Below are 11,719 nucleotides of genomic sequence, written 5' to 3' on the forward strand. Positions count from 1 at the left end.
GATGCTCTACGACCTCTCGCTTCACATGGGCTACATATACGACGTGCCGGCAAGCGGTGCCCGGCACATATTGCGCGTCATGCCGCTATCCCTGCCCCATCGGCAGCGGCTGATCGCCGGCTCGGTGAAAATAACTCCAGGCCCGGACGAGCAATCGAACTTCACGGATTTCTTCCAGCATCCGGCAACCTCGATCCTGGTGCGCGATCCGCATGAAAGGCTCGACATCCGCATGCAGGCGCGTGTGCAGGTGGAAAGCCAGCCCGTCGCCGTGGATTTTTCGCCCCTGCTCGCCAAATTGCCCGAGGAAATCGACGATTGCTGGTCGGTTGATCCTTCCTCGCCCCACCATTTCCTCGGCAGCAGCCCGCGTCTACCGGAAACGGGTGAAATCACCGATTACAGCAGGCAGTGGCGGTCGACCAATCTGACGACCCTGCAGATCGCTCATGCGGTCTGTGCCCAGATACACAAGGATTTCACCTACGACGCGAAGGCGACGACGGTCGACACCACGCCGAAAGAGGCCTTCCGTCTCCGGCGCGGCGTCTGCCAGGATTTCTCGCATGTGATGATCATTGCGCTTCGCAGCCTCGGCATCCCCGCCGGCTATGTCAGCGGCTTTCTGCGCACCATCCCGCCGCCCGGCAAGGAACGGCTCGAGGGCGCCGATGCGATGCACGCCTGGGTGCGCGTCTGGTGCGGGGAGACGGCAGGCTGGATCGAGCTTGATCCGACCAACAATATTCCCGCCGGCACCGATCATATCGTCGTCGCTTATGGCCGCGATTATTCCGATGTCGCACCCGTCATCGGGGTGCTCAAAGGCTATGGCAGCCAGAAGGCCGTTCAGGCAGTAGATGTCATTCCACTAAAATAGAATATACTTAACGTAGTAAAAATCTGAAGCAAATCGCGCCAGATTAGGCAATTTGTTAAAAATCAACCTGCCGCTTAAACGTTCAACTAATATCTGTATTTGATAGTTCCGCCGTTCTTGAGGACTCAACTTTTTCGATAGGCGGACATGATGGTTGCCAGCTCTGATTTACTTTGCGCATTAAAACAACTTCTACGCGATAGAGCTGGAAATTTCGGCATCCTGACGGCGATTTCGATACCCGTACTGGTAGCGGCGGGTGGCATGGCGGTAGACATCACCAACATGTCGCTGTCACACAGCGAGCTTCAGGAAGCAACGGACTCCGCCGCGCTTGCGGCGGCGACAGCGATTGCCGATGGCAGCGCGACCACGACATCAGCCAAGGATCTCGCCAACAATTTCGTCCTCGGCCAGATGTCGAACTACCTACCGGGAGATGCCACGACGGCGAATGCGTTGAAGTCAGGAACATTAACCACCGTAACATCGAGCAGCAATTCATCCGGCGGCACGAGCTATACTGTTACGGTCGACGCTTCCTACGGCATGCCGGTCAACAGCATGAGCCGCCTGCTCGGCATGACATCGATGACAATTTCGTCGTCGAGTTCAAGCACGAGCGGAACGGCCGTTCAGAAAACCGCCCTGTCGATGGAAATTGCACTCGATAAGTCCGGATCGATGCTGCTGAACACGAATGTCATCGACAAGACAAAAACCAGCTGCACGCAATATTATACCAACGGCAACCGTCTGTATCAGTATCCAAATCCGATAAGCCCTTGCTACATCAAGAAAATAGATGCGCTAAAGACAGCAGTTGGCAATCTTCTCGATCAGTTGGACGCTGCCGATCCCCAGTCACAATATGTTCGCACAGCAGCCATTGCCTGGAGCAGCCAGGTCGACAGCTTCAGCAATCTCGATTGGGGAACGAAAACGACCCGTACCAATGTGGTGAGCGGACTGAACGCCGAAGGGGGCACCGAATCGAACGTCCCGATGAAAAAGGCCTATAACAGTGTTACCGCTACTGCCGAGGCAACTGCACAAAGCAACAACGGCAATAAGACTTTTCAGAAATATATCGTTTTGATGACAGACGGCGAAAACAACGACGCAAGTTCCGATCAAAAAACGCTGAATACGTGCAAAACCGCAAAAGACGCTGGCGTGCAGATCTACACCGTCGCCTTCATGGCTCCGACACGCGGACAGACCCTGCTCGCCGCCTGTGCCTCGAGCCCATCCAACTATTTCGACGCGCAGCAAATGTCCGATCTGGTTGCCGCCTTCAAAACCATCGGCGCCCAGGCAGCCAAGCAGATGACGCTCCTGACCAAGTGATCGCGCCTCTCCTCCGCGCCGAGCAACCGGAGATGGATGACAAAGAAAAAGCCGCGCGATGCGAGTATCGCGCGGCTTTTCGTTTGATCGATGCGCGAATAAGAGCCCGAAACATCATCGGAATCAAGTCTTTTCCCGCAAAGGTGAAATCTTTCGCGGCTATTTTGGCATCCGCCCAACTCGCATGTTGCAACTGCTTTACATCAGTGCGTAAACTGATAGTGAAACGGAAAGGCAATTTGATTTACACAGGCGTAACACCCTGAATATAAATCACAAATGGCGAGAGTTGATAATATGAATAACTTGACGACGGCCGATCTCCCCGTTCCCGCCCCACGCAGTTCCCGCCCCGAAATCCTTGCCGAAGAAATCATCGAGCGCCTGACCTATCGCATCGGCAAGGACGCCAAGGTCGCCAAGCCGCATGACTGGCTGACGGCAACGATCTTGGTCATTCGTGACCGCGTCATCGACAAGTGGATTGAATCGACCCGCAACGTTTACGAGACGGGCGCCAAGCGCGTCTATTATCTATCGCTCGAATTCCTGATCGGCCGCCTGATGCGTGATGCCATCTCCAACCTCGGCTTGATGGAAGAAATCACCAACGCGCTTTCCTCGCTCGGCGTCGACATCCGCGTCATCGCCGGCATCGAGCCCGACGCAGCTCTCGGCAATGGCGGCCTCGGCCGTCTCGCCGCCTGTTTCATGGAATCCATGGCGACGGTCGATGTGCCGGCCTATGGCTATGGCATTCGCTACGTGCACGGCCTGTTCCGCCAGCAGATGGCTGATGGCTGGCAGGTGGAACTGCCCGAAACCTGGCTGGCGCACGGCAACCCTTGGGAATTCGAACGTCAGGAAAGCTCCTATGAAATAGGCTTCGGCGGCGCCGTCGAGACCGTCAACGGCCATGACGATCAGCCGCGCTACGTCTGGAAGCCGGCCGAGCGCGTTATTGCCACGGCTTTCGATACGCCCGTCGTCGGCTGGCGCGGCAAGCGCGTCAACACGCTGCGCCTCTGGTCGGCGCAACCGATCGATCCGATCCTGCTCGATGCCTTCAACGCCGGCGACCATATCGGCGCGCTGCGCGAGAGCAACAAGGCCGAGAGCCTGACGCGCGTTCTCTATCCGGCCGATGCAACGCCCGCCGGCCAGGAGCTGCGCCTGCGCCAGGAGTTCTTCTTCTCCTCCGCATCGCTGCAGGACATTCTGCGCCGCCATCTGCAGCAATATGACGATCTGACCAATCTCGCCGACAAGGTTGCGATCCAGCTGAACGATACGCATCCGGCCGTTTCCGTCACGGAGATGATGCGCCTGCTCGTCGATGTCCACGGCTTCGAATTCGACAAGGCCTGGGATATCACCAGAAACACCTTCGGCTATACCAACCATACCCTGCTGCCGGAGGCGTTGGAAAGCTGGCCGGTTCCGCTGTTTGAGCGGCTTTTGCCGCGCCATATGCAGATCATCTACGCCATCAATGCCAAGATTCTTGTCGAGGCGCGCAAGCTGCGTAACTTCAGCGATACGGAAATTCGCTCGATCTCGCTCATCGACGAGAACGGCGATCGCCGTGTGCGCATGGGCAACCTCGCCTTTGTCGGCTCGCATTCGATCAACGGCGTTTCCGCGCTCCACACCGACCTGATGAAGGTCACGGTCTTTGCCGACCTGCACAAGCTTTATCCCGACCGCATCAACAATAAGACGAACGGCATTACGCCGCGGCGCTGGCTGATGCAGTGCAATCCGGGCCTTACCGGCCTCGTGCGCGAAGCCATCGGCGACGCCTTCCTCGACGATGCCGAGCAGCTGAAGCCGCTGGATCAATTCGCTCGCGACAGCGCCTTCCAGGAGAAGTTCGCCGCCGTCAAGCGTGCCAACAAGGTGCAGCTGTCCAATCTCGTCGCCAGCCGCATGGGCATCAAGCTCGATCCGGCTGCGATGTTCGACATCCAGATCAAACGCATTCACGAATACAAGCGCCAGCTTCTCAATGTCATCGAAGCCGTGGCGCTTTACGATCAGATCCGCTCGCATCCCGAGCTCGACTGGCAGCCGCGCGTCAAGCTCTTCGCCGGCAAGGCGGCGCCGAGCTATCACAACGCCAAGCTCATCATCAAGCTGATCAACGACGTCGCCCGCGTCGTCAACAATGACCCGTCGGTGCGAGGCCTGCTGAAGATCGTCTTCGTGCCGAACTACAATGTGTCACTCGCGGAAGTCATGGTTCCCGCAGCCGACCTCTCCGAGCAGATCTCGACCGCCGGCATGGAAGCCTCCGGCACCGGCAACATGAAATTCGGTCTCAACGGCGCGCTGACCATCGGCACGCTCGATGGCGCCAATGTTGAAATGCGCGACAATGTCGGCGAGGACAATATCGTCATCTTCGGGCTGCGGGCCGACGAGGTCGCCAACCTGCGCAGCGACGGTCACGATCCCCGCGCCATTATCGAGCGTTCACGCGAGCTCGCGCAGGCGCTGTCGGCCATCGCCTCCGGCGTCTTCTCTCCCGATGACCGCAACCGCTATGCCAGCCTGATCGAAGGCATCTACAGCCACGACTGGTTCATGGTCGCCGCCGATTTCGATGCCTATGCCTCGGCGCAGCGCGAAGTCGATATTCTCTGGGCCAATCCGTCGGAATGGTACGCCAAGACGATCAACAACACTGCTCGCATGGGCTGGTTCTCTTCCGACCGCACGATCCGCCAATACGCCAAGGAAATCTGGAGAGCCGGATGAAGAAGCCTAAAAAGAACGGTGATGGCACCGGGTCGAGGGATATTTCGGCCGACGAGATCGCTGCAATTCTCAAAGGCACCCATTCCGATCCGTTTGCCGTCCTCGGCGTCCACAAGACGGATGACGGCTATGTGGCGCGTTGTTTCATCTCCGGCGCGGAAGCTGTCACCGCCTTGACGCTGGACGGCACAGTCGCCGGCGAATTGGACTGCCTCGATCCGGCGGGTTTCTTTTCGGGTGATGTGAAACTCGGCAAGCAGCAGCCGGTCCGTTATCGCGCTAGGCGCGGCGACGCGGAATGGGCAGTGACCGATCCCTATAGCTTCGGCCCGATCCTCGGGCCGATGGATGACTATTTCGCCCGTCAGGGCACGCATCTGCGCCTGTTCGACAGGATGGGTGCCCACCCGATGAAGCACGAAGGCGTCCAAGGCTTCCATTTCGCCGTCTGGGCGCCGAATGCGCAGCGCGTTTCAGTCGTCGGCGATTTCAACAATTGGGATGGCCGCCGCCATGTCATGCGCTTTCGCTCCGACTCAGGCATCTGGGAGATCTTTGCTCCGGACGTGCCGGCCGGCGTTGCCTACAAGTTCGAGATCCGCGGCCATGACGGCGTGGTGCTGCCGCTGAAGGCCGATCCCTTCGCCCGCCGCAGCGAACTGCGCCCCAAGACCGCCTCGATCACGGCCATTGAGCTGAGCCAGGTCTGGGAGGATTCGGCTCACCGCGAGCATTGGGCAAGCGTCGACCAGCGCCGCCAGCCCATCAGCATCTACGAGGTGCATGCAGGCTCCTGGCAACGCCGCGACGATGGCTCGATGCTGTCATGGGACGAGCTTGCCTCGCGGCTCATCCCCTATTGCGTCGACATGGGCTTCACCCACATCGAATTCTTGCCGATCACCGAGCATCCCTATGACCCGTCCTGGGGCTATCAGACCACGGGCCTCTATGCCCCGACCGCCCGCTTCGGCGAGCCGGAAGGCTTTGCCCGCTTCGTCAATGGCTGCCACAAGGTCGGCATCGGCGTCATCCTGGATTGGGTGCCTGCGCATTTCCCGACCGACGAACACGGCCTGCGCTGGTTCGACGGCACGGCGCTCTATGAGCATGAAGACCCGCGCAAGGGCTTTCACCCTGACTGGAACACAGCGATCTACAATTTCGGCCGTACCGAGGTGCTCGCCTACCTTTTGAACAATGCGCTCTACTGGGCCGAAAAATTCCATCTGGACGGTTTGCGCGTCGACGCCGTCGCCTCCATGCTTTACCTCGACTATTCCCGCAAGCATGGCGAATGGATTCCAAACGAATATGGCGGCAACGAGAACCTCGAGGCGGTCCGCTTCCTGCAGTCGATGAACACGCGGATCTATGGGGCTCATCCCGGCGTGATGACGATCGCCGAGGAATCGACATCCTGGCCGAAAGTATCGCAGCCGGTGCACGAAGGCGGCCTCGGCTTCGGCTTCAAGTGGAACATGGGCTTCATGCACGATACGCTGAGCTATCTCTCCCGCGAGGCCGTGCATCGCAGGTATCACCACAACGAACTGACCTTCGGGCTGATCTACGCCTTCTCGGAAAACTTCGTCCTGCCGCTCTCGCATGACGAGGTCGTTCACGGAAAGGGATCGCTGATCGCCAAGATGGCGGGTGACGACTGGCAGAAATTCGCCAACCTGCGCGCCTATTACGCCTTCATGTGGGGCTATCCCGGCAAGAAGCTGCTGTTCATGGGTCAGGAATTCGCCCAATGGAGCGAGTGGAGCGAAGAGCGCGCGCTCGACTGGAACCTGCTGCAATACCGCATGCACGAAGGCATGCGGCGTCTCGTGCGCGATCTCAACTTCACCTATCGCAGCAAGCCGGCACTCCATGCCCGCGACTGCGAGGGCGATGGCTTCGAATGGCTTGTCGTCGATGATTTCGAAAACTCGGTCTTCGCATGGCTCCGCAAGGCGCCGGGCGAAAAGCCGGTTGCCGTCATCACCAATTTTACGCCAGTCTATCGTGAGAACTACACCTTGCGCTTGCCAGCTGAGGGGCGGTGGCGCGAGATATTGAATACCGATGCCGACATCTACGGCGGCAGCGGCAAGGGAAATGGTGGGCGCGTGCAGGCCGTCAGCGCAGGAGGGGGCGTACAAGCGATCATAACGCTGCCGCCGCTGGCGACCATCATGCTCGAACCGGAATTTTGAGATCACTACGGACAGGGAGGAATAAAATGGTAGAAAAACGTTTCCAGCCGCTGGCGCGCGATGCCATGGCCTACGTTCTTGCCGGCGGGCGCGGGAGCCGCCTGAAAGAGCTGACCGACCGCCGTGCCAAGCCGGCCGTCTACTTCGGCGGCAAGACGCGAATTATCGATTTCGCGCTGTCCAATGCCCTCAATTCCGGTATCCGCCGCATCGGCGTCGCCACGCAATACAAGGCACACTCGCTGATCCGCCACATGCAGCGCGGCTGGAACTTCTTCCGGCCCGAGCGAAACGAAAGTTTCGACATCCTGCCGGCCTCGCAGCGCGTCTCGGAGACGCAATGGTACGAAGGCACAGCCGACGCCGTCTACCAGAACATCGACATCATCGAGCCCTATGGTCCGGAATACATGGTCATCCTCGCCGGCGACCATATCTATAAGATGGACTATGAATGGATGCTGCAGCAGCACGTCGATTCCGGCGCCGAAGTCACCATCGGCTGCCTCGAAGTGCCGCGCATGGAGGCTGTCGGCTTCGGCGTCATGCATGTCGATGAAAAGGACCAGATCATCGATTTCGTCGAGAAGCCGGCCGATCCGCCTGGCATTCCCGGCAATCCTGATTTCGCCCTCGCCTCGATGGGCATCTACGTGTTCCACACGAAATTCCTGATCGAATGCCTGCGGCGCGACGCAGCCGATCCGAACTCCAGCCGCGACTTCGGCAAGGACATCATTCCCTACATCGTCAAGAACGGCAAAGCCGTCGCGCACCGCTTCGCGCAATCCTGCGTTCGCTCCGATTTCGAGCGCGAGGCATACTGGCGCGACGTCGGCACGATCGATGCCTACTGGCAGGCCAATATCGACCTGACCGCCGTCGTGCCGGAACTCGATATCTACGACAAATCCTGGCCGATCTGGACCTACGCGGAAATCAGCCCCCCCGCCAAGTTCGTCCATGACGACGAGGATCGCCGCGGCTCGGCCGTCTCCTCCGTGGTTGCCGGCGATTGCATCATCTCAGGCGCAAGTCTTTCCAACAGCCTCCTGTTCACGGGCGTGCGCGCCAACTCCTATTCCAAGCTGGAGGGAGCCGTCGTGTTGCCGAGCGTCAAGGTCGGTCGCCGCGCACAGCTCAAGAATGTCGTCATCGACCATGGCGTCACCATTCCGGAAGGGTTGATCGTCGGTGAGGATCCGGAACTGGATGCCAAGCGCTGGCGCCGCACGGAAAGCGGCATCTGCCTGATCACGCAATCGATGATCGACAAGCTGGATTTGTAACCTATGAAGGTTCTCTCGGTTTCGTCCGAAGTCTTCCCCTTGATCAAGACAGGGGGCCTGGCCGATGTGGCCGGCGCCCTGCCCTCCGCACTGAAGCCCTACGGCGTCGAGACCAAGACACTCATTCCGGGCTATCCGGCGGTCATGAAGGCCGTCCGCGATCCGGTCGTCCGTCTCGAATTCCCCGATCTGCTCGGCGAGCCGGCCACCGTTCTCGAGGTCGAGCATGCGGGCATTTCCTTCCTCGTGCTCGACGCGCCGGCCTATTACAGCCGCACCGGCGGCCCCTATGTCGATGCGACGGGCAAGGATTATCCCGATAACTGGCGGCGTTTCGCCGCGCTGTCGCTGGCCGGCGCGGAAATTGCCGCAGGCCTCCTGCCGGGCTGGCGGCCGGATCTCGTGCATGCGCATGACTGGCAATCGGCCATGGTGCCGGTCTACATGCGCTACAATCCTACGCCGGAGCTGCCGAGTGTCCTCACCATCCACAACATCGCTTTCCAGGGCCAGTTCGGCTCCGATATCTTCCCGGGCTTGCGCCTGCCGGCGCATGCCTTTTCGATGGAGGGCGTGGAATATTACGGCGATGTCGGGTTTCTCAAGGGCGGGCTGCAGACCGCCCATGCACTGACCACGGTCAGCCCTTCCTATGCCGAAGAAATCCTGACGCCGGAATTCGGCATGGGTCTCGAAGGCGTCATCGCCAGCAGGGCCTATAACCTCTACGGCATCGTCAACGGCATCGACGACGATATCTGGAACCCGGCGACCGATCCGATGATCGCACAGACCTATAGCGCGGCGACGCTGAAGGATCGCGCCGTCAACCGCCACCGGGTCATCGAACATTTCGGCCTCGACGACGATGATGGTCCGATCTTCTGCGTCGTCAGCCGGCTCACATGGCAGAAGGGCATGGATCTTCTGGCAAGTGTTGCCAGCGAGATTGTCCACATGGGCGGCAAGCTCGCCATTCTGGGCGCGGGCGATGCGGCGCTGGAGGGCGCGCTGTTTGCCGCAGCCGGCCGTCATCGCGGCCGTGTCGGCGTTTCCGCGGGCTATAACGAGCCCATGTCGCATCTGATGCAGGCCGGGTGTGACGCGATTATCATTCCCTCGCGCTTCGAACCCTGTGGCCTCACGCAGCTTTATGGCTTACGCTATGGTTGCCTGCCGATCGTTGCGCGGACAGGGGGGCTCAACGACACGATTATCGACGCCAACCACGCCGCGCTGCAGGCAAAAGCCGCGACCGGCATCCAATTTTCGCCCGTCACCCCCGAAGGGCTGCTGCAGGCCATACGCCGTGCCATGCATCTCTTCCAGGATCGAAAGGTCTGGACGCAGATGCAAAAGCAGGGCATGAAATCCGACGTATCCTGGGGCAGGAGCGCAGAACGCTACGCCGCTCTCTACTCCAGTCTAGTCTCGAGAGGCGCTTAACCCGATGATTAAAACCGTACCCACCACCCCCTACGCGGATCAGAAGCCCGGCACCTCGGGCTTGCGAAAGAAGGTTCCCGTATTCCAGCAGCCGAACTATGCGGAAAACTTCATCCAGTCGATTTTTGATTCGCTCGAAGGCTATCAGGGCAAGTGCCTGGTCATCGGCGGCGACGGCCGCTACTACAATCGCGAAGTCATCCAGAAGGCCATCAAGATGGCCGCCGCGAATGGCTTCGGCAAGGTGATGGTCGGCAAGGGCGGCATCCTCTCCACGCCCGCCGCCTCCAACATCATCCGCAAATACAAGGCCTTCGGCGGCATCATCCTGTCCGCGAGCCACAATCCTGGCGGCCCAACCGAAGACTTCGGCATCAAGTATAATATCAGCAATGGCGGCCCCGCGCCGGAGAAGATCACCGACGCGATCTATGAGCGCTCGAAGGTCATCGACAGCTACAAGATATCAGACTTCCCGGACATCAACCTCGATCGCATCGCCCGCGAAGATGTGGGCGGCATGATCGTTTCCGTCATCGATCCCGTCGAAGACTATGCGACCCTGATGGAGGAGCTGTTCGATTTCGGCGCGATCCGCAATCTGATCAGCCTCGGCTTCCGCCTGAGCTTCGACGCGATGAGCGCCGTCACCGGCCCCTACGCCAAGGAAATCTTCGAGATCCGCCTCGGCGCGCCGGACGGTTCGGTTCGCAACTTCCTGCCTCTGCCGGATTTCGGCGGTCATCATCCGGATCCGAACCTTGTCTACTGCAAGGAGCTTTACGACGACATGATGAGCGACGATGCCCCCGATTTCGGCGCGGCATCGGATGGCGACGGCGATCGCAATCTCATCATCGGCAAGGGCATCTACGTCACCCCGTCCGACAGCCTGGCGATTCTGGCGGCCAACGCCAATCTCGCTCCCGGCTATTCGCACGGCATCGCCGGCATAGCCCGCTCCATGCCAACAAGCGGCGCCGCCGACCGCGTTGCCGAAAAGCGTGGCGTCGGCATCTACGAAACGCCGACCGGCTGGAAATTCTTCGGCAATCTGCTCGATGCCGGCATGGCGACCATCTGCGGCGAAGAAAGCTCGGGCACCGGCTCCAACCACGTTCGCGAGAAGGACGGCCTCTGGGCTGTGCTGCTCTGGCTGAACATTCTGGCCGTTCGCGGCGAGAGCGTCATCGATATCGTGACGCAGCACTGGGCCACCTATGGCCGCAACTATTATTCCCGCCACGATTATGAGGGCGTCGACACCGATGCAGCCAATGGCCTGATCTCGGCGCTGCGCGAAGAGCTGCCGACCCTGCCGGGCACGAAGTTCGGCGATCTCACCGTTTCCGCCGCCGACGACTTCGCCTATCACGATCCGGTCGACAAGTCGGTCAGCCAGCATCAGGGCATCCGCATCCTCTTTGAAGGCGGCTCCCGCGTGGTCTTCCGTCTCTCCGGCACCGGCACGACGGGCGCGACGCTGCGCGTTTACATCGAGCGCTACGAGCCAGATCCGACCCGCCACAATATTGAAACCCAGCAAGCGCTGGCCGACCTCATCGTCGCCGCCCAGGATATCGCCGATATCAAGGGTCGCACCGGCCGTGACGCGCCGACCGTCATTACCTGAATTTACGACCTAAGCCCCTTCTCCCCGCGGATGCGTGGAGAAGGTGGCCAGGAGCCGCCCAACAATGTGGGGCGGCGACTGGCCGGATGAGGGGCATTCTCAAAATTCGCCGCGACTGCACAATTTGCCGAACGCTCCGCCCCTCACCCTAACCCGC

General features: G+C 60.0%; 7 protein-coding genes. All 7 read left to right on the forward strand.

What is annotated here, in order from left to right; genetic code table 11:
* Window position 1: 1 nt before the first annotated feature.
* The 7 genes from HGP12_RS06030 to HGP12_RS06060 all read left to right on the forward strand — a co-directional run bounded on the left by HGP12_RS06030 (window position 2) and on the right by HGP12_RS06060 (window position 11,562).
* The gene (locus HGP12_RS06030) at window positions 2–880 is read left to right on the forward strand and encodes a transglutaminase family protein (protein WP_168838147.1); all 879 of its coding nucleotides are present in this window, start codon (window positions 2–4) and stop codon (window positions 878–880) included.
* A gap of 147 nt (window positions 881–1,027) precedes the next feature.
* Entirely contained in the window at window positions 1,028–2,230 is a 1,203-nt protein-coding gene (locus HGP12_RS06035; RefSeq protein WP_246703257.1) for a vWA domain-containing protein, read from the forward strand.
* Between the two features lie 297 nt (window positions 2,231–2,527).
* Window positions 2,528–4,990, forward strand: coding sequence for a glycogen/starch/alpha-glucan phosphorylase (locus tag HGP12_RS06040; RefSeq protein ID WP_168838146.1), 2,463 nt, complete (start codon window positions 2,528–2,530; stop codon window positions 4,988–4,990).
* A complete protein-coding gene (gene glgB / locus HGP12_RS06045) occupies window positions 4,987–7,194 on the forward strand; it encodes a 1,4-alpha-glucan branching protein GlgB (RefSeq protein ID WP_168838145.1) in 2,208 nt (735 codons plus the stop codon). The genes HGP12_RS06040 and glgB overlap by 4 nt, the downstream gene beginning before the upstream one ends.
* 26 nt (window positions 7,195–7,220) lie before the next feature.
* Window positions 7,221–8,483: a glucose-1-phosphate adenylyltransferase gene (gene glgC / locus HGP12_RS06050; protein WP_168838144.1), complete on the forward strand. Its 1,263-nt coding sequence runs from the start codon at window positions 7,221–7,223 to the stop codon at window positions 8,481–8,483.
* 3 nt (window positions 8,484–8,486) lie between these two features.
* Complete coding sequence (glgA, locus tag HGP12_RS06055; RefSeq protein WP_168838143.1) at window positions 8,487–9,929, forward strand: glycogen synthase GlgA; 1,443 nt, start codon at window positions 8,487–8,489, stop codon at window positions 9,927–9,929.
* Window positions 9,930–9,933: 4 nt separating this feature from the next.
* Window positions 9,934–11,562 (forward strand): alpha-D-glucose phosphate-specific phosphoglucomutase, encoded by a 1,629-nt coding sequence (locus tag HGP12_RS06060; protein ID WP_168838142.1) that lies wholly within the window; start codon window positions 9,934–9,936, stop codon window positions 11,560–11,562.
* The last annotated feature ends 157 nt before the right edge of the window (window positions 11,563–11,719 follow it).

The organism is Rhizobium sp. P28RR-XV, from assembly GCF_012641385.1.
Taxonomy (GTDB): Bacteria; Pseudomonadota; Alphaproteobacteria; order Rhizobiales; family Rhizobiaceae; genus Rhizobium.